Below are 17,529 nucleotides of genomic sequence, written 5' to 3'. Positions count from 1 at the left end.
AAAAATAGTGGCCGCTATGCTTTCCCGTCTCATAGCGGCCTTTTGCATTATAGACGACGCCCTGCAAGCCATGGGCTACAAGGATGACCCCCAAGCCAAAACGCCCGCCTCCGCCATCCTCACCCTCGCCCTCCTTGCCGCCCTAGAGTTCGGCGGCAAGCACAACAAGGCCCTGGCCCTCGCCAAAGACCTCGGCCTCTTCACCCACGTCCCCTCCCCAAGCCGCTTCAACCGCAGGCTCCACGCCCTCTACCCCCTCCTTCTCCCCCTCCTCCACCTCCTGGCCCAGGTCTGGAAGCACCTCCACCAGGCCCAGGCGTATGCCTTGGACACCTTCCCCCTCCCCGCCTGCGAGAACATCCGCGCCCCCCGCTCCCGCCTCTTCCCGGACAAGGCCTACCGCGGCTTCATCCCCAGCAAGCGGGTCTACTTCCACGGCCTCAAGCTCCACCTCCTGGTGGACGACGGGAAGTTCGTCCACGAGGTGAACCTGACCCCGGGGAGCTTCCACGACCTCGCTTCGCTTCTCCTCCTTCCCCTGGACCTTCCCGAGGGGGCGGAGCTCTACCTGGACCGGGGGTACGAGAGCCATCTGTACGAGGACCTCCTCCGGGAGGCCCAGGAGGTTGTTCCCATGGTCATCCGCAGGAGGAACAGCCGGCGGTATCTCCCTTGGATGCAGTACCTGGCCATCGTGGGGCGGAGGGTGGTGGAGACGGTGGGGAGCATGCTCCATCACCTCTTCCCCAGGCGCATCCACGCCGTGACCCAGGAGGGTTTCGTCATCAAAGTTCTCACCTTCGTCCTGGCCCATAACATCAGTCTCCTGACCCAGAAGATGGCTGGGTAGCAACTTGGGTTAGTATAGCAAAACCCGGCCCTTCGGGCGTAGAGTGGGGCCCGTGCGCTGGCTCTGGCTCGCCCTCTTCCTCCTCCCCGCCTTCGCCCAAGGGGGCTACGCCTGGATCGTGGTCCTGGGGGCGGCCCAGTACGGGGGCAGGCCCTCCCCCGCCCTGGAGCGCCGCCTTCAGGCCGCCCTCGCCCTCTACCAGAAGGGCCTCGCTCCCCGGATCGCCGTGGCCGGGGGAAAGGCCCCGGGGGACGCCTGGAGCGAGGGGGAGGTGGGATGCCGCTACCTGGCCCGGCGAGGGGTGCCGCGGGAGGCCCTCCTCTGCGAAACGCTAAGCCAAAACACCTACGAGAACCTCCTTTTCTTAAAGCCCCACCTCCAGGGCCCCATCCTCCTCGTCACCGACGCCCCCCACCTCCCCCGGGCCCTCTTCCTGGCCCGGCTCCTGGGGCTGGAGGCGGGGGGCTACCCCGTCCCCGGGCCCTACCCCTTGAGCTACTGGGTGCGGGAAGCCCTTTACCGCCTTTGGCTCTACCTGGGCCTAAGCCCCTCCCCGGCGGGCTCAAGCCCCCTCCTCCAAGCGCTTCAAGGACTCCAGGTAGCCCTCCAAAGCCCCCTGAACTGGGCCAGGAAAAGGGCCTTCTCCTGCCTAGCCCGCTCAATCTCCCCGCGGATGCGCTTAAGCTCCTCCGCCGCTTCCCGCACAACCTGCTCCTTGGCCGCCTGGGCCTCCTTGCGGATGAGCTCCGCCTCCTTCTCCGCCTGGGCCTTGAGCTCGCGGGCGATCTTCTCAGCCGCCACCACCGCCCGCCTCAGCTCCCCTTCCGCCTCCTTGAGCCGGAGGGACTCCTCCTCCAGGGAGCGCACCTTTTCCCTCAGGGCCTCGTTCTCCTGGATGAGGGCCTCCATGACCTCCGCCACCCGGGCCAAGTAGCCCCGCACCGCCTCCTTCCGGTAGCCGCGAAGCCCCGTGGGGAACTCTTGGTAGCGCACGTCCAAAGGGGTTAGGTCCATGTGCCCTCAGTCTACAAAAAGGGCCCGCCCGATCCGCACCAGGGTGGCCCCCTCCTCCACCGCCCACTCGTAATCGTCGGACATGCCCATGGAGCGTTCACGAAGGCCGTAGCGGTCGGCGAGCTCCGAAAGCCTCTTGAAGATGGGGCGGACCACCCCTTCAGGGCCCACGGGGGGCACGGTCATGAGGCCCAGGACCTCGAGGTGCCCCATCTCCCGCACCCGGGCGAGGAGTTCCGGAAGCTCCTCCTCCAAAACCCCGTGCTTCTGCGGCTCCCGGCCCAGGTTCACCTCCACCAGCACCCGAAGCCTTAGCCCCGCCTTGGCCCCCACCCCCTCCAGGGCCTCGGCCAGGCGCAGGGAGTCCAGGGAGTGGATGAGGGCGAAGCGGGGGGCGAACTTGGCCTTGTTGCGCTGCAGGTGGCCCACCAGGTGCCACTCCGCCCTTAGGGCCTCCATCTTCTTCAAGGCCTCCTGCACCCGGCTCTCCCCCAAGGGGAAGTCCCCGTAGCGGAGGACCTTCTCCCGGATCTCCTCCGGGGTGCGCCCCTTGGTCACCGCCACCAGGCGCACCTCTCCTGGGTTCCGCCCCGCCCTTTGGCAGGCGGCGGCGATGCGCTCCAGGACCTCGGGAAGCCCCATTAGAGCGCCGCCAAAATGCCCCGCACGTAGCGGCGGAAGATGGGCCCCGTCTCCGCCGCCACCCTTAAGACCTCCTCCTCCGTGGCGTGGTGCTCCCGCTCGGGCACCGCCATGTCCGTGATGGTGGAAAGGCCCAACACCCTAGCCCCCAGGTGCCTCAGGGCGATCACCTCGGGCACCGTGGACATGCCGATGGCGTCCGCCCCGAGCTCCCGGAGCATCCTAAGCTCCGCCCGGCTGGCGAAGCTCGGCCCCATGAACCAGGCGTAGACCCCCTCAAAGAGGTGGAGGTCCTGCTTGCGGGCCACCTTGCGGGCCAGGGCGATGAGCTCAGGGTCGTAGGCCTCAAACATCACGGGGAAGCGGGGGCCCAGGCGCTCGTCGTTCGGGCCCCTTAGGGGGTTGGCCCCGGCGAAGTTGATGTAGTCCAGGTGGAGCATGATGCCCCCGGCGCGGAAGCGGGGGTTTAGCCCCCCAGCGGCGGAGGTGAGGAGGAAGGTCTTGGCCCCGAGGAAGTAGCCCACCCGCACGGGGAAGACCACCTCGCTGGCGCTATAGCCCTCGTAGTAGTGGACCCGGCCTTGGTAGACCAGGACCTTTTTGCCCTCGAGGTGCCCAAGCACGAGCCGCCCGGCGTGCCCGGGGGCGGTGGAAAGGGGGAAGTGGGGGATCTCGCCGTAGGGGACCTCCGCCACCTTCTCCACCTCCTCCGCCAAGGGCCCAAGCCCCGAGCCCAGCACCACCCCCACCTCGGGGGTAAAGTCCGTCTTGGACTGGATGTAGCGAACCGCCTCCTGGATCTGCTCGTAGACCCCCATGCCCGCCATTCTACTCTCACCGGTCCTTCACCGCCTTCCGGTATGCTCTTCGCCATGAAGCGGCTTTTCGCCTTAGCCCTCTTGGGGCTTCTCGCCCTGGCCGCCCCCCTTAAGGACGTGGTGGTGGAAGGGGGCGACCCCGTCCTCCAGGCCCTGGCCCGGGCCGCTTTGCCCTTCGGCGCGGGGGACGAGCCGGGAGACCTGGAGGAGGCCAAGAAGGCCATCCTGGCCACGGGCTACTTCCAAAGGGTGGAGGTGCGCCTGGAAGGGGACGTGCTGAAGGTCCTCCTCACCCCCTACCCCCCCATCCAAGAGGTCAAGGTGGAGGGGAAGGCCTTTCCCCAAGAAAGCCTCCTCCGCTTCCTGGAGCAGAACTTCGCCATCGGCAAGGAGGCCACCTTTAACCCCCTGAGGGCCCAGGAGGCGGCCAAGGCCCTGGCGGAGGCCTACCGGCAAAACGGCTTCCCCTTCACCCCTAAGGTCCAGGTGGAAACCAAGGAGCAAGGGGGCGGCATCCTTCTCACCTTCCGGGTGGAGGAAAGCCCCGAGGTGAAGGAGGCGCGCCTGGAAGGGGTTTCCCTCCTGCCCGAAGCCGAGCTCCTCAAGCTCTTGGAACCCCTCAAGGGGCCCTTTGACTTCGCCAAGTACCAGGAGGCCCTAAAGAGCATCGCCCAGCGCTACGAGCGGTCGGGCTACCGCTTTAGCGGGCCCGACCCTCAGGCGAGCCGCCTAGAAGACGGGGTCCTCACCGTGCGGGTGCGGGAGCTCAAGGTGGCCCGGGTGGAAGGGGAAGGGCTGGACCTCACGGGCTTCCCCCTAAAGCCCGGGGACTACCTGAACTACAACGCCCTTCTGGAAGGGGTACAGGCCCTTTCCAAGAAGCTTTCCCGGGTGGTGAACTTCAACCTGGTGCCCGAGGGGGATGAGGTGGTGGTGCAGCTCGCCCCGGGCCCCGAGGGCGGGGTGATAGAGAAGGTGGAGCTCAAGGGGAACACCGCCTTCCCCACGGAAACCCTCCTCGCCCTCCTCCGCCTCAAGCCGGGGGAGGTCTACACCCCCGCCTTGGCCCAGGAGGACGCCCGGCGCATCGCCAGCTTCTACCAGGAAAAGGGCTACGAGGTGGCGGACGTGCGCTACCGCTTCCAGGAGGGCACCTTCCAGCTGGAGGTCCTGGAGCTCAAGATCGGGGGCTACCGCCTGGAGTGGCAGGGGGACCACCGCACCCGGGAGGAGGTGATCCTCAGGGAGCTCCCCGAGCCGGGAAGCCTCTTCTCCGTCCAGGCCTTGCGCCAGGCGATGAGCCGGCTCATGGCCACGGGGCTTTTGGCCGAGCCTCCTGGGGTGCGCCTTTTGCCTGGGGAAAAAGAAGACGAGGTCATCGTAGCCTTCTCCCTAAAGGAGGCCCGCACCGGCCTCTTCCAACCCGCCATCGGCTGGAGCTCCTTAGAGGGGTGGTCGGGCAGCTTGACCTTCAAAGAAATCAACTTGTTTGGCCTCGGTCATCAAGCTTCGGCAGACCTGGCTTGGATCCAAAACGACGCACGGGACAACCTTTCCTTCTCCCTAGGGTACACTATCCCCTGGCTTTACCTGGACTGGGGCGACCTTAAAGAGGTGCGCACTTCTCTCTCCCTTAGCGCCTACTCTGTCCCTATAGGGAATAACGTTCTCTATGACGGAACTCTAGACACAGGCTGGCAGTACACGGAAAGGAAAACCGGTTTTGGCTTAAACCTCTCCCGCCCCCTATCCAAGGAGCTGCCCAATCTACGGATCTCAATGGGCCTATCCGCCCAAAGACTGCGGTACAGCTTGGAGATCTACGATAGCCAGGCCCCTTGCAACCCCTCCGCCGGCCCCTCGGACCCCAGCTACTGCGACGGCACCGGGTACAAAGACGTAAACCTCGCCCAAAGCCTCCTACCCACCCCCGCCTGGAACCTCCGCCTGGACACCGGGCTCGCCTATATCCAGGTGGACAATCCTCGCTTCCGCACCCAAGGGTACGAGCTAAGCCTATCCTCCGGCCTCGGCCTCTCCTTCCCGGACACCGGGGGCCGTCAGGCCTACGTCCCCCTGGTAGGGACGGGGAAAACCTATTTCCCCCTCGCCGAGGATCGGCGTCACGCTTTGGCCTTCCGACTTTCCGCTGGAACCCTCCTAGGCGCTCCCCCAAAAAGCGAGCGCTTTTACCTTTCTGGAAGCGGTGGCGAAGCCTTCCTGCTTCGGGGGTACGACGAGCGCAAGTACAGCGGCCTTTCCTTCGTCACAGGCTCGGTGGAATACCGCTACGATTTCAACCTCTCTCCCCAAGGGGGCACCAGCCTCTACGGCATCGTCTTCGCCGACAGCGGCTTCACCGACAACACCCAAGGCCTGAAGTGGGGCGCGGGCATTGGTCTTCAGCTGGATTTGGACCTCTTCGGCGTCCTTCTCCCCTCCTTGCGCCTGGACTACGCCTTCAGCCCGGAAAAGCCCACGGGCATCCTCCACTTCCGCATCGGGCCCATGTTCTAAGCTGGTCTTAAGGCCCATGAAGGCTTACCTGGGTCTTTACACGGCGAGGCTGGAAACCCCCGCCCGGAGCCTCAAGGAGAAGCGGGCCCTCATCAAGCCGGCCCTGGAGCGGCTCAAGGCCCGCTTCCCCGTCTCCGCCGCCCGGCTCTATGGCCTGGACGCCTGGGGGTACGAGGTGGTGGGGTTCAGCCTCTTGGGGAACGACCCCGCCTGGGTGGAGCAAACCCTGCGGGAGGCCGCCCGCTTCCTGGCGCAAAACGGGGCCTTCCAGGTGGCCCTCGAGGAGTTCCGCCTCGAGGCCTTTGAGCTGGACGGCCTCCTCTAGACGAGCTCCAGGGCGAAGGCCACCGACCCCCCGGTGCCGTGGCAGATGGCGGCGAGGCCCCTTTCCTCCCCCTTTACCCTGAGGGCGTTCAGGAGGGTGACCAGGATCCTGGCCCCGCTCGCCCCGATGGGGTGGCCCAAGGCCACCGCCCCCCCGAAGACGTTAAGCCGTTCGTAGGGCACCTTGAGGAGGCGGCTGAAGAGGACGTTGTTCAGGGCGAAGGCCTCGTTGTTCTCAAAGAGGCCAAAGTCCTCCACCCGCATCCCCAACCGGTCCAGAAGCCGCTTGGCCGCGGGGATAGGGGCCTCGGGGAAGCGCCAGGGCTCCCCGGCGGCCCACGCCCCCCCCAGGACCTTGGCGATGGGCTTAAGGCCGTGGGCCTTCACCGCCTCCTCCGAGGCGAGGAGGACCGCCGCCGCCCCGTCGGAGATCTGGCTGCTGTTGCCGGCGGTGAGGACCCCGTCCTTGCGGAAGGCGGGCTTTAGGGCCGCCAAGGACTCCAGGGTGGTCTCGGGCCGGATGCCCTCGTCCTTGTCCACCACCACCGTCCCCTTCTTCCCCGGAAGCTCCATGGGGGCGATTTCCCAGGCGAAAAAGCCCTTCTCCGTGGCCTCGGCGGCCCGCTTGTGGGAGAGGTAGGCGGCCTCGTCCATCTCCGCCCGGCCCACCCCGTAGTCCTGGGCCAGGCGCTCCGCCTGCTCCCCCATGGCCTCCCCGGTGAAGGGATCGGAAAGCCCGTCCCTAAGGAGGATGTCCTGGAGGCTTTCCGGCGCGCCCAGGAGGAACTTGTACCCCCACCTGGCCCGGTGGGAGAGGTAAAACCCCGCCTGGCTCATGGACTCCATCCCCCCCGCCAGGACCAGGTGGGCTTCCCCGGTGCGGATAAACTGCACCGCGTTCAGCGCCGCCATCATCCCCGAGGCGCAGACCATGTCCACCTGGTAGCCGTCCACCTCCTTGGGGATGCCCGCCTTGAGGGCCGCCTGGCGGGGTAGGAGTTGCCCGTGCCCCGCCCTTAAGACGTTCCCGAAGACGTAAAGGTCCAGGTCCTTCCCCTCCACCCCGGCCCGCTCCAAGGCCGCCTTCATGGCGTGGGCCCCGAGCTCCGCCGGGCTTAGGTCCTTGAGCGCCCCCCCGAACTTGCCGATGGGGGTGCGGGCGGCGGAAACGAGGTAAACCGGCTTCATGGGCCCATCATACCTCCCCCCTTTGGGGGATGCGAAAACCCCACCCCAAGCCCCACCCTAAAAGGCATGATGAGGGTTAGAGGCATCGCCACACCCGTTACCCTGGTGGTGCTCATGGTGGTGTTCGTGAGCCTCCTGGCGGCCACGAGCTACATGGCCTTGGGCGCCCTCAAGGGAAGCGCCACGGAGCGCGGGGCATACCAGGCCTTCCTGGTGGCGGAAAGCGCCCTGGACGCCTTTCCCCTCCTGGCCAAGTCCGCCGGGTGCGGCGGCGCCGCCCCCGCCTCGTACAGCCTCCCCACCGGGGGAAGCGCCGCCAGCGCCACCTACGTCTACACCAGCGGCGTCACGGAGGTAAACGGCCAGAAGAGGCTTCCCGCCTCGGGGGGGACCCTCGAGGTCCAGGCGGTGGCGGAGTGGGGCGGGGCCAAGGCCCGGGTGGCCAAGCGCTTCCAGGTGGGGTGCGGCATCGCCGGGGCCGTGCCCGCGGCCTTGACCTCGAGGCCCAGGGTGGAAGTTAGTGGCAATGCCCAGGTCATCGGCCAGGACTTCACGAACGCCACCGGCCTCCTCGAGGTGACGGCGGTGAGCCTCACGGGCACCACCTCCCTTGTCCTGCAAAGCGTGTTGACCCAGCAGGGCACCTTCACCCTTCCGGTGCAGGACGCAAGCCTCATCCCCGTGGGGGGCTACGTGCAGATCAGCACGGGCGGCACCCCCAAGACCTACCGCGTGGAAGGCAAGAGCGGGAACACCCTCACCCTAAAGCCCCTCTTCACCCCTAGCCTGACCGATGTTATCCCCGCATCCGCCCCAGTCCAGCTCGTGCAGTACGGGGTAAAGTCCTACACAAGCCCCAACACGCTCTACCTCGCCGACGCCCGGGGACTTGTGGTGGGTCAGGCGGTTCGGGTAGGGAGTGCCCAAGCTACGGTCACCAGCGTGGACCCGGCCACCGGGCAGGTCACCGTGAAGGACTGGTCCGGCACACCCCCCACCAGCATCCCTGAGGGCACCCCCCTGGTGGCCCAAGTGGTGGGCGCGGCCAGCAACCTTAGCATTGATACCAGCGGTCAAGGACAAGTACTGTATGGTTCCTTGCCCAATAGCCCTCTGGTTCCCAGCGATCCCAACGAGCTCTTTCTGCGCGTCTTCGGCATGACGAAGGCGGATTTTTTAAGCCTCTACCCCCCCACGAGCGCCAGCAACTTTAGCGGCACCCTCAGCAACTGGGAACTCAAGGTGGTCCAGGGGCCCCTGAACCTCACGGGCAGCTCCCGGCTCTGCGGCCAAGGGATCCTGGTGGTCATCGGCAACCTCACGGTAAACGGCTCCTGCGATAGCGGCTTCCAAGGGCTCATCTACGTGGCCGGCGACTACGACCAGCAAGGCAACGCCGTCCTCACCGGAAGCGTGGTGGTGGAGGGCGTGGCGAACCTTCAGGCCTGCAACGGTAACGAGTGCTGGACCCAGATCGCTGGCACCGACCAAGGCAACGGGAAAGGCAGCGGGAAAGGCAGCGGGCAAGACGGCGGGAAAATCACCTACGATCCCCTGGTCATGCAGAGGCTCCGCATGGCCACGCAGGGAGCGGTGGTCATCCGGGCACTTGCGGGAAGCTGGAGGCGCCTGTGAGGCGTGGGTTTAGCCTGCTGGAACTCCTGGTGGTCATCGCCATCCTGGGGGTCCTCTTGGCCCTGGTCCCGCCCAGTTACCTGCGCTGGCGGGCCCAAGCCCAGGTGGAGGAAGCAGCCCGCTCCCTGGCCTGGACCCTGCAGCAAGCCCGGGCCGAGGCCAAGCGCACCAACACCGCCCAAACGGTGAGCATCACCGCCAACGGCTGGACGTACAGGGGAAGCACCGTTACCTTGCAGAACATCCAGATCAGCTCCAACTACACGGGCTTTCCCCCGCTTAGCGTCACCTTCAATCCCCCCTACGGCACCACGGACGCGCCCTTGAAGAAGCTCACCCTCACCCACCAGCGCTTTAGCGACCTACAGCGCTCCGTTCACGTGGTGGGCGTCATCGGAAAGGTGATCGTGCGATGAAAAAAGGCTTCTCCCTTCTGGAAATCCTGGTGGCCCTGGCCATCTTCGGCCTCCTAAGCGGCCTGGTGCTTTCCTCCCTGCTCGGGCTATTCCGCATCAACCGGAGCGGCAACCTCGAGGCCCGGGCGGTGGTGGTGGCCAAGGACTTCCTGGAGCGGGCCGTGAAGGAGGGCACCTACGCCAACAACACCTTGACCCTGCCCAAACCGAGCCAAACGGGCGGCTTCACCTGGCAGGTGGCGGCGGCGGGAAGGCCAAACGTTAACCAAAGCCTCTCCTTCCAAACCTGCGCCGCCACCACCAGCGCCTACACCTGTAACGTTTCCTGCTCGGGAAGCGCCTGCGCGCTGGTGGCCGTGCGGCTTACCCTAACGGCGGGGGGCAAAAGCTACGTTTTCTACCGGGAGTGGGCGCCATGAGAAAGGGTTTCACCCTCTTGGAAATCCTGGTGGCCTTGGCCGTTTTGGGGATCTTCACCGCCCTTCTTCTCGCCTTCACCCAAGGCACCCTTGCCAGCAACCGCACCGCCCGCCTCCAGGCCCAGCTTCTGGAGGAGCTAAAAGACGCCGCCGGGTACGTGGCGGATAACCTCCAAGGGGCCCAAACCCTCCTAGCTTCCGCCACCCTAAACGGCAATACCTGCGCCCCGCCCGGTTGCCTGGCGGCCCTGGTGCCCGAGGCCTCTGGGGGAAGTTGCACCCTCCGCGCCTACAAGCTGGAGGCCCGAAGCGCCATCCCCGACGACTACAAAGCCAAAGACCCCTGGGCCGACGCCAACACCCGGATGCTCCGGGAGTACCGCCTAAGCGGGCTCTCCTGCGCCGCCACCGCCTACAGCAACGCCCAGCCCTACGTGGTCCTGGACCTGGTGGACAACGACCCCACCCTCCCCTTCTTCCAGCTTTCTCCAAGCCCCCTCTCCGTCACCCTGAATATCCGCCTGAAGGCCAAGGACGGAAGCCGCGTCATCTACGTCCCCTCCTCCACCCAGACCTACACCCTCCGGGTCTACCCCCGGAACGCCCCCTAGGTTTTCACACCGCTTTCACACCCTTGGGTCATCTTAAGGGTGTCCCCCCAAAAGGGGGGGGTTGACAAGGCGAAAGGGCCCCGCCAAGAATAGGGCCTGAAAGGGGGTGAGACAAGGGTTAAGAGGAAGGAAAAAAGGTTAGAAGGGTACATGGGTTGAAAGGGCTTTTCGGCAACAGGCACTCATGGCCGCGCGATACATGAAAGCGCGGAAACCCTGAAGGAGAAAGAAGTATGCGGAACGCAAAAGGCTTTACCCTGATTGAGCTTCTGATCGTCATCGCCATCATCGCCATCCTGGCTGCGGTGCTGATCCCCAACGTCCTGAACGCTCGTAGGCGGGCTATTGAAACCTCCGCGCAGGCTTACGCCCGCTCCGTGGCCACCTGGATTGCCGCTGCGGACACGGCTGGTGCCAACCTGTCCGGCCTAACCAGCTGCACTGACCAGAATTTGCAGAACGAAGGTGCACCCGCCTCCTTGCCGAACGGGGTGCAGAGCTGCCAAATCAACTACTCCAACGGCCGCTACACGGTCACGGTCACCACCGTCACGGGTAAGACCTTCACCGCAGTTTATTAACTAGACCTCTAGCAGTTAGGGGGTCCGGGCCTGCACGGACCCCTTTTCTTTAATCAGGAGCAAGATGGAACGAAGAGGTCAGCAAACACTCCTTTGGTTCTTTTTCTGGCTCATTGCCCTGTACCCCTGGGTCATTCTGCCCCCACAAGCAGGGTTGCCCGGAAAGGAAGGTTTATGGATAACACCCAAGCTCCTTCTTTTAATCGGCTTGGTATCCCTTACGACTCCCCTTTGGTTAAGCCTGTCTTCCCACAAGATCCCAAAAACACTGGTTTTATTCCAAATTATTTGGATCCTGGCCGCATGCCTTCTTGCCCTCCCCCACTACGACGAAGCCACAGACATCTGGCTAGGCCCCGAGAACCGCACGGACGGGCTCATATACCAGGTAAGCGTACTACTCCTTGCCCTTGCCCTATTCCGGTTGGAAACTCACCTACTTCAAAACATACTCCTTCCCCTCCTTATCCTGTCCGGAACCTACCAAGCCATCTTATGGCTCTGGCAAAGGAGCGGCCTTGATCCGATAAACTCAATCATTCCCTACGCTATGGAGGGTCCCCCAGGAACCATAGGCAACCCGGGTATGGCCGCTGGCTTGGCCCTGCCGCTCATACCCTTGGCCCTGGTGCTCTGGATGAAGGACAAGCGTCACTCCTGGCTTGCCGCCGCCTTTATCCTAGCCCTGGGCTTAGGCTCCCTTTCAAATAGGAGTAGCCTCCTAGCACTCGCCGTGGGGTTAGGGTTCCTGGTCCTAATAGCAAAGGATAGACGCCTAACCCTCATATCGGCGACGCTTCTCGCAACGAGCTTTGCCAGCCATGCCTACTGGCCCCGCATAGCAGCCCCAGCGAAGGATCTTACAAACACCAATACCCTAGCCACCCGCATTCAGTTGTGGAACTTAGGCCTTTCGGTCCTGTTCAAAGACCCTAAAACATTCGTTTTCGGTTTAGGACCCCGTGGTTTGCAACAAGCGACCGCTACTGAGCTTATACCCCTTAGCAAACAGCTTACCCTTTTCCACTTGGAGTACGGATGGCCACCGCAAGATAGGCTCAAAACTGCGAAGCCGCTTTGGGCACCGGCAGATCCCGTGACGTCCAGGACATACCTCCTGGAGTACGACACCCGCGGCCTGCCCGCGTACGAGAAAAAATACGGCGAAACCCTCGTTGCACTCCAGAAGCTTGCGAATGTGGACCGAGCCCACAATGCATGGTTAGACAAAGCACTGGCTTTTGGCGTGCCTTTAGCTATGGTGTGGCTGCTTTTTTTCTTACCCCTATACCCAAGCTGCTACTAGGTGCCCCTGACCCCCTAAAGATGGGACTGGCCGTAAGCCTCGCAACTCTCTTTGTCTATTACCTGACGTGGTTCGCAGTCCCGCAAACAGAGCCCTGGCACTATACTTTGGCCGTCCTTGCATGGAAGATAGCCGAAAAATAGGGTCTTGCAAACGAGTTCAGGGAAAACACCAACCTATGGCAGGAGATCGCCTGCCTGCGGCAGGAGATGAAGACCAAAATCAACACCGCCCTCCATCGCCTGATGCTCTACTTCACCACCTTGGCCGCCGCTTTGGCACTCCCCACCCTCTTCGCCCGCTAGGCCTTAGGGGCTAAAGCCGATATAGTCCATGAAGTCAGGAAGGATCTCCTCGGCGAAGAGGCGCAAAAAGGCCGTAACCGCCCCCAGGCTCACCCCGCCCGTGAGGTCCAGGTCCGACTCCACCCAAAGGTCCCCCTCTTCGTCCACGTAGGCGCGGCTAAAGCGGTGCTCCCGGTTCCAAGCGTTCACGAGGTCAAGGGAAGAGGACTCCCCTAACGAAAACCCAGCGCTTAGGCTCAAGACCCCGCACCGCTCCTCTTGGCAAAAGTCCAGGTAGAGCCAGACCTTCTTAAGCCCCGCCATCTCCAGGCGGTACTCCCCTGGGCCTTGGCGCTCATAAGGGATTTCCGCCCCCTTTAGCACCGCTTCCAGCTCCTTTTCCGTGAGGCCCTTCACCACCCCCTGGCCCAAGGCCAGGCCCAACCCCAATAACACCCAAGCCAATCCGCGCACGGCAAACCCCTTTCCGCCTTAAGGCCCCTTCATCCTACACAATGCCCCGCTCCCGCAAAAAGCGGCCCTCCTGGAAGCGCTGGGGACGGAAGGGGCTTAGGTCCAAGCTCCTCGCCCGCCCGTAGGCTATCTCCTCCGCCATGAGCCGCCCCACCATGGCCGCCTGCTGCACCCCGTGGCCCGAGAAGCCCGCCGCCACCAGAAGCCCCTCCTCCAGGGGGCCCAGGATGGGGTTGGCGTCCGGGGTCATCTCGTAGTAGCCGAACCAGCTGGCCCTCCGGTCCAAAGCCAGGCCCTCCAGGAAGGGGAAGCGGAAAAGGCCCGCCTCCAAGGTTGGTCCAAGCCAGGCCCAGTCCACCCCCTCCCGGAAGCCCGGGGGCTCGTCCGGGTTGGAGCGGCCGAAAAGAAGCCTTTCCCCCTCGGGGCGGAAGTAAAAGCCGGTGGCGAGGTCAATGGTGAGGGGGTAGGTGGGGGCGTGCCCTAAGGGCGCGGTGGCGTAGACCATCCGCCGCGCGGGGTGGACGGGAAGGTCCACCCCGAGCCGCCTCCCCACCTCCCCCGTCCAAGCCCCGGTGCAGAGGAGCAGGTAGGGGGCCTCGTACCGCCCCAAGGGGGTCTCCACCCGCCACACCCCCCCTTCCCGTCTGGCGGAAAGGAACGCCTCCCCGAAGCGCACCTCCGCCCCAAGCCGCCGGGCCTCCCGCAGGAAAAAGCCCGTGGCCCCGTGGGGGTCAATGACCCCGTCCATGGGCCCGAAGGTGGCGAAGGCCAGGCCCTCCTCCCGGAAGGGCACGAAGCCCCTCGCCTCCGCCAGGCTCAGCCGCCGCACGGGCACCCCAAGGGCCTGCTGCGTCTTTAAGGCCCCTTCCTGGGCTTCCTTCAGGGCCTCCGGTACCAGGAAGAGGTAGCCGATGGGGCGGTAGCGGGCCTCCGCCATTTCCCGGTACTCCCTAATGGAGTGGTAGGAGAGGAGGACGTTCAAGGGCTCGGAGAACTGCACCCTAACCCCGCCCGCGCTCTTCCCCGTGGACCCCTGGGCGAAGGTGGCCTCCTTCTCCAGGACCAAGACCCTTAGCCCCGCCTCGGCCAGCCTGTAGGCGCAGGCCGCCCCCACGATCCCCGCCCCCACCACGATGGCCTCGGGCATAGGAAGAGTCTAGGACACTTTTCCCCTGGGCTAGCGGTATGCTAGGGCCCGGAGGTAGCCATGGGCTACAAGCACATTCGGATCCCGGAAGACGGCGAGCGGATCACCATCCAAAACGGCACGCTCCAGGTGCCGGACCGGCCCATCATCGGCTTTATTGAAGGGGACGGCACCGGGCCCGACATCTGGAGAGCGGCCAAGCCCGTCCTGGACGCCGCCGTGGCCAAGGCCTACGGGGGCAGGCGCCAGATCGCCTGGACCGAGATTTACGCCGGGGAGAAGGCCAACCAGGTCTACGGGGAACCCATCTGGCTTCCCGAGGAAACCCTGGAGTTCATCCGGGAGTACCTGGTGGCCATCAAGGGGCCCCTGACCACCCCGGTGGGGGGCGGGATCCGCTCCATCAACGTGGCCTTAAGGCAGGAGCTGGACCTCTACGCCTGCGTGCGCCCCGTGCGCTGGTTCCAAGGGGTGCCGAGCCCGGTGAAGCACCCGGAGCTCGTGAACATGGTCATCTTCCGGGAGAACACCGAGGACATCTACGCTGGGATTGAGTGGCCGGCGGGGAGCGAGGAGGTGAAGAAGGTCCTGGACTTCCTAAAGCGGGAGTTCCCCAAGGCCTACGCCAAGATCCGCTTCCCGGACACCTCGGGCATCGGCCTCAAGCCCGTGTCCAAGGAGGGGACGGAACGCCTGGTGGCGGCGGCCATTGACTACGCCATTAAGGAGGACCTGCCCAGCGTCACCCTGGTGCACAAGGGCAACATCATGAAGTACACGGAAGGGGCCTTCCGGGAGTGGGGCTACGCCCTGGCCCGGGAGCGGTACGGGGCGGTGCCCCTGGAGGGCGGCCCGTGGCACGTGCTCAAAAACCCCAGGACGGGCCGGGAGATCGTCATCAAGGACATGATCGCCGACAACTTCCTGCAGCAGATCCTCCTGAGGCCGGATGAGTACTCGGTAATCGCCACGCTCAACCTCAACGGGGACTACATCTCCGACGCCCTGGCGGCCCAAGTGGGCGGGATCGGCATCGCCCCTGGGGCCAACATCAACTACCAGACGGGACACGCCGTGTTTGAGGCCACCCACGGCACCGCCCCCAAGTACGCCAATCAGGACAAGGTGAACCCCAGTAGCGTCATCCTCTCGGGGGAGATGATGCTCCGCTACCTGGGCTGGAACGAGGCGGCGGACCTGATCCTCGCCGCCATGGAGCGCACCATCGCCAAGGGGCTCGTGACCTACGACTTCCACCGCCTCCTGGTGGCGGAGGGCAAGCCCGCCACCTTGCTCAAGACGAGCGAGTTCGGGCGGGCCCTCATTGAGCACATGTAGCTAGACCAGGGCAAACCGGGCCTCCAGGCCCGCCAGGTCCGCCTCCAGGAAGCGGAGGCGGGCCTCGGCGTTTGGGGGAAGGGGCTTGGGCAAGGCCACCTGGGCGGAAAGGCCGAGCTCGGGGAGGAGAAAAACCCCCTGCCCGCCCCGCCTTTCCACCAAAACCCCCACCCCTTCGTACCCCTTCTCCTTGAGGTACAGGAGGGTCCAGTGGAGCTTGCTCTTGCGCTCCGCCTCCCGCACCAGGTCGGCCACCGCCTCCGCCGCCCCCACCCGCTCCAGGAGTTCCGCTTGGGAAAGGGGCCTCTCCCCCTTGAGCCAGGCCCTGAGCTGCTGGTGGGCCACCAGGTCCAGGTAGCGCCTCAAGGGGCTCGTCACCTGGGCGTAGAGGGGAAGGCCCAGGCCCTTGTGGGGGGCGGGGGTGGCCTTGAGCTGGGCCCGCTTCAGGGCCTTCCGCTGCTCCCACATGGCGGCAAGCCCCTCCCCCTCCACCCTGCGGCTTGGGGCCTCCTGGGTGGCGTAGGGGAAGGAAAGCCCTTCCCTGAAGGCCAGGTGGGCGGCGGCGTAGCCGGCGAGGAGCATGGCCTCCCGCACCCAGATGCGGCTCTCGTGGGGCGGGAGGGGAAGGATCCGGATCTCGTCCCCCTCCACCCGCACCTTCACCTCGGGGAGGGAGATCTCCAGGGCGCCCTGGGCGAGGCGCCGCCCGCGGAAGGCCTCCGCCACCTCCCGCAAAGGAGCAAGCTCCGGGCGGCCCACCGCCTCGGCGTAGGTGAGCCGCTCCACCCGCACCCAGCTGGGGAAAATCCGCTCCTCCAAAAGCTCCCCCTCCTCGGAGACCCAAAGTTCAAAGGTGAGGGCGGGAGAGACGGGTTGCAGGCCGAGGCCCAGAAGGGCCGTGGCCTCGAGGGGAAGCATGGGCACGGTGCCCTCGGGCAGGTAAAGGTTCGCTCCCCGGCGCAGGGCCTCCTGGTCCAAGGGGCTTCCCGGGGCCACCAGGGCGGCCACGTCCGCCACGTGGACCAAAAGGTGGAAGCCCCCTTCCACCCGCTCGGCGTAAAGGGCGTCGTCGGGGTCCTGGCTCCCCTCGTCGTCTATGGCGTAGGCGGGGAGGTGGGTGAGGTCCTCCCGCGCCTCCTCCGGCAAAGGCGGAAGGGAAAGGCGGGGGGCCTCCAGGGGAAGGCCAAGGCGCCTCGGGTGGGGGTTTTCCCGCCGCCAAAGGCCAAGCCGCAGGAGGAGGCCGTGGGCGGCCTCGGGGGTTTCGGGAAGGCCAAGGGCCTTAAGCACCGGGCTTTCCCGCCGCTCCCCCCAGGCCACCGCCTCCACCTCGGCGAGGAGGGGGCGGTCCTCCGGGGCGGGGCTTCCCGCCCTGATCCTCGCCACACCCTCCTGGAAGGCCCTTCCCCGCGCCTCCTTCTCCCGCTGGGCCCGGAGCCAAGCGGCGAGCTCCTCCGCCGTGCGGGCCCTCACCCTTTCCCCTTCCAGGACGAAGCGCTCTCCCCGCTGCGCCAGGAGGTAGGCCCCGTAGGCCGCCTCCGGGGTGTAGGCCCCGTAGACGAGCTCGGCGAGCTCCTTCAGGCTCACCACCTCCCCCTGGAGGAGCTCCCAGGCCGCCTCCTCCTCCCCTTCCGGCACCCGTAGCGCCAGGCTCGCCGGGCCCGGGTGGAGGAGGAGGACGTCCTTGTGGCGCACCTTGAGCCTCTCCCCCGTGGCCAGGGTGAGCTCTAGGCGGTCCCCCTTTGCCTCAGCCAAAGCGGGCTTGCCTTTGTAGACGACGAGGGCTTGTCTAAGCGCCATCGCAGATCTCCTGCCGGGTAAACCAAAAGCTAGCCATCCCGTAGCGGCCCATGGACATACTTGCTTCCGAAGGTAGCGGGAAAACCTAGGTGGACCGCAGGCCCCTTTTCCCGAAACTCGCCCAAACCCGCCCTATCCAAAACGGGGCGAGCAGGTTTGCGGGAGAAA

16 protein-coding genes and 2 pseudogenes are annotated in these 17,529 nt (G+C 65.4%); 11 read left to right on the top strand and 7 right to left on the bottom strand.

The genetic code is table 11. The features are described 5' to 3' along the window. The first annotated feature begins 16 nt into the window (after positions 1-16). Positions 17-850 (top strand): IS982 family transposase, encoded by an 834-nt coding sequence (locus QT17_RS03040; RefSeq protein WP_039454941.1) that lies wholly within the window; start codon positions 17-19, stop codon positions 848-850. Positions 851-893: 43 nt separating this feature from the next. Next, a pseudogene (locus QT17_RS03035) lies at positions 894-1,292 on the top strand (YdcF family protein); the annotation flags it as partial. Between the two features lie 120 nt (positions 1,293-1,412). Here QT17_RS03035 and QT17_RS13205 read toward each other — a convergent pair. From QT17_RS13205 to QT17_RS03025, 3 genes and pseudogenes are all read right to left on the bottom strand, one after another. Further along, positions 1,413-1,864 (bottom strand): annotated as a pseudogene (locus tag QT17_RS13205) (DivIVA domain-containing protein). A 6-nt stretch (positions 1,865-1,870) separates the two neighbouring features. Then, the gene (locus QT17_RS03030; protein WP_039456080.1) at positions 1,871-2,506 is read right to left on the bottom strand and encodes a YggS family pyridoxal phosphate-dependent enzyme; all 636 of its coding nucleotides are present in this window, start codon (positions 2,504-2,506) and stop codon (positions 1,871-1,873) included. Further along, positions 2,506-3,333, bottom strand: coding sequence for a purine-nucleoside phosphorylase (locus tag QT17_RS03025; RefSeq protein ID WP_152607318.1), 828 nt, complete (start codon positions 3,331-3,333; stop codon positions 2,506-2,508). The genes QT17_RS03030 and QT17_RS03025 overlap by 1 nt, the downstream gene beginning before the upstream one ends. A 45-nt stretch (positions 3,334-3,378) precedes the next feature. Here QT17_RS03025 and QT17_RS03020 point away from each other — a divergent pair, with 45 nt between their 5' ends. After that, a complete protein-coding gene (locus QT17_RS03020; RefSeq protein ID WP_039456254.1) occupies positions 3,379-5,841 on the top strand; it encodes an outer membrane protein assembly factor in 2,463 nt (820 codons plus the stop codon). 16 nt (positions 5,842-5,857) lie between these two features. Beyond that, on the top strand, positions 5,858-6,166 hold the full coding sequence (locus QT17_RS03015) for a DUF503 domain-containing protein (RefSeq protein WP_039456077.1): 309 nt from the start codon (positions 5,858-5,860) through the stop codon (positions 6,164-6,166). Here QT17_RS03015 and QT17_RS03010 read toward each other — a convergent pair. Next, the gene (locus QT17_RS03010) at positions 6,163-7,353 is read right to left on the bottom strand and encodes a thiolase family protein (protein ID WP_039456075.1); all 1,191 of its coding nucleotides are present in this window, start codon (positions 7,351-7,353) and stop codon (positions 6,163-6,165) included. The genes QT17_RS03015 and QT17_RS03010 overlap by 4 nt on opposite strands. 66 nt (positions 7,354-7,419) lie before the next feature. On the opposite strand from QT17_RS03010, the gene QT17_RS03005 reads away from it, so the two are divergent. From QT17_RS03005 to QT17_RS02980, 6 genes are all read left to right on the top strand, one after another. Continuing rightward, complete coding sequence (locus tag QT17_RS03005; protein ID WP_235283693.1) at positions 7,420-8,988, top strand: hypothetical protein; 1,569 nt, start codon at positions 7,420-7,422, stop codon at positions 8,986-8,988. After that, on the top strand, positions 8,985-9,404 hold the full coding sequence (locus QT17_RS03000) for a Tfp pilus assembly protein FimT/FimU (RefSeq protein ID WP_039456072.1): 420 nt from the start codon (positions 8,985-8,987) through the stop codon (positions 9,402-9,404). The genes QT17_RS03005 and QT17_RS03000 overlap by 4 nt, the downstream gene beginning before the upstream one ends. Then, positions 9,401-9,823: a prepilin-type N-terminal cleavage/methylation domain-containing protein gene (locus QT17_RS02995; protein WP_039456069.1), complete on the top strand. Its 423-nt coding sequence runs from the start codon at positions 9,401-9,403 to the stop codon at positions 9,821-9,823. Before QT17_RS03000 ends, QT17_RS02995 begins: the two co-directional genes overlap by 4 nt. Continuing rightward, positions 9,820-10,434, top strand: a complete 615-nt coding sequence (locus QT17_RS02990) for a type II secretion system protein (protein ID WP_039456249.1) — start codon at positions 9,820-9,822, stop codon at positions 10,432-10,434. The genes QT17_RS02995 and QT17_RS02990 overlap by 4 nt, the downstream gene beginning before the upstream one ends. Positions 10,435-10,667: 233 nt before the next feature. Next, positions 10,668-11,015, top strand: coding sequence for a prepilin-type N-terminal cleavage/methylation domain-containing protein (locus QT17_RS02985; protein WP_039456066.1), 348 nt, complete (start codon positions 10,668-10,670; stop codon positions 11,013-11,015). Positions 11,016-11,079: 64 nt separating this feature from the next. Then, positions 11,080-12,321: a hypothetical protein gene (locus QT17_RS02980; RefSeq protein WP_039456062.1), complete on the top strand. Its 1,242-nt coding sequence runs from the start codon at positions 11,080-11,082 to the stop codon at positions 12,319-12,321. 308 nt (positions 12,322-12,629) lie between these two features. Here the strand turns inward: QT17_RS02980 and QT17_RS02975 are convergent, their stop codons facing one another. Next, positions 12,630-13,079: a YbjN domain-containing protein gene (locus QT17_RS02975; protein ID WP_039456059.1), complete on the bottom strand. Its 450-nt coding sequence runs from the start codon at positions 13,077-13,079 to the stop codon at positions 12,630-12,632. 34 nt (positions 13,080-13,113) lie between these two features. Continuing rightward, complete coding sequence (locus tag QT17_RS02970; protein WP_039456056.1) at positions 13,114-14,226, bottom strand: FAD-binding oxidoreductase; 1,113 nt, start codon at positions 14,224-14,226, stop codon at positions 13,114-13,116. Between the two features lie 60 nt (positions 14,227-14,286). Here QT17_RS02970 and icd point away from each other — a divergent pair, with 60 nt between their 5' ends. Continuing rightward, positions 14,287-15,564: an NADP-dependent isocitrate dehydrogenase gene (gene icd / locus QT17_RS02965; protein ID WP_039456053.1), complete on the top strand. Its 1,278-nt coding sequence runs from the start codon at positions 14,287-14,289 to the stop codon at positions 15,562-15,564. Here icd and QT17_RS02960 read toward each other — a convergent pair whose 3' ends face one another. After that, positions 15,565-17,361 (bottom strand): RNB domain-containing ribonuclease, encoded by a 1,797-nt coding sequence (locus tag QT17_RS02960; protein ID WP_039456050.1) that lies wholly within the window; start codon positions 17,359-17,361, stop codon positions 15,565-15,567. It lies immediately after the preceding gene. Positions 17,362-17,529 lie beyond the last annotated feature (168 nt).

Origin of the sequence: Thermus sp. 2.9, assembly GCF_000794385.1 — a bacterium.
Lineage (GTDB): Bacteria > Deinococcota > Deinococci > Deinococcales > Thermaceae > Thermus > Thermus thalpophilus.
Note: the sequence above shows the minus strand (reverse complement) of the source record. Positions and strands in the feature narration are given on the sequence as shown.

Bases quoted from the DNA above. Each gene is read 5' to 3' on its own strand.
- QT17_RS03040 (WP_039454941.1), top strand. From the start codon at position 17: ATGCTTTCCCGTCTCATAGCGGCCTTTTGCATTATAGACGACGCCCTG.
- QT17_RS03030 (WP_039456080.1), bottom strand. From the start codon at position 2,506: ATGGGGCTTCCCGAGGTCCTGGAGCGCATCGCCGCCGCCTGCCAAAGG.
- QT17_RS03025 (WP_152607318.1), bottom strand. From the start codon at position 3,333: ATGGCGGGCATGGGGGTCTACGAGCAGATCCAGGAGGCGGTTCGCTAC.
- QT17_RS03020 (WP_039456254.1), top strand. From the start codon at position 3,379: ATGAAGCGGCTTTTCGCCTTAGCCCTCTTGGGGCTTCTCGCCCTGGCC.
- QT17_RS03015 (WP_039456077.1), top strand. From the start codon at position 5,858: ATGAAGGCTTACCTGGGTCTTTACACGGCGAGGCTGGAAACCCCCGCC.
- QT17_RS03010 (WP_039456075.1), bottom strand. From the start codon at position 7,353: ATGAAGCCGGTTTACCTCGTTTCCGCCGCCCGCACCCCCATCGGCAAG.
- QT17_RS03005 (WP_235283693.1), top strand. From the start codon at position 7,420: ATGATGAGGGTTAGAGGCATCGCCACACCCGTTACCCTGGTGGTGCTC.
- QT17_RS02995 (WP_039456069.1), top strand. From the start codon at position 9,401: ATGAAAAAAGGCTTCTCCCTTCTGGAAATCCTGGTGGCCCTGGCCATC.
- QT17_RS02990 (WP_039456249.1), top strand. From the start codon at position 9,820: ATGAGAAAGGGTTTCACCCTCTTGGAAATCCTGGTGGCCTTGGCCGTT.
- QT17_RS02985 (WP_039456066.1), top strand. From the start codon at position 10,668: ATGCGGAACGCAAAAGGCTTTACCCTGATTGAGCTTCTGATCGTCATC.
- QT17_RS02980 (WP_039456062.1), top strand. From the start codon at position 11,080: ATGGAACGAAGAGGTCAGCAAACACTCCTTTGGTTCTTTTTCTGGCTC.
- QT17_RS02970 (WP_039456056.1), bottom strand. From the start codon at position 14,226: ATGCCCGAGGCCATCGTGGTGGGGGCGGGGATCGTGGGGGCGGCCTGC.
- icd (WP_039456053.1), top strand. From the start codon at position 14,287: ATGGGCTACAAGCACATTCGGATCCCGGAAGACGGCGAGCGGATCACC.
- QT17_RS02960 (WP_039456050.1), bottom strand. From the start codon at position 17,361: ATGGCGCTTAGACAAGCCCTCGTCGTCTACAAAGGCAAGCCCGCTTTG.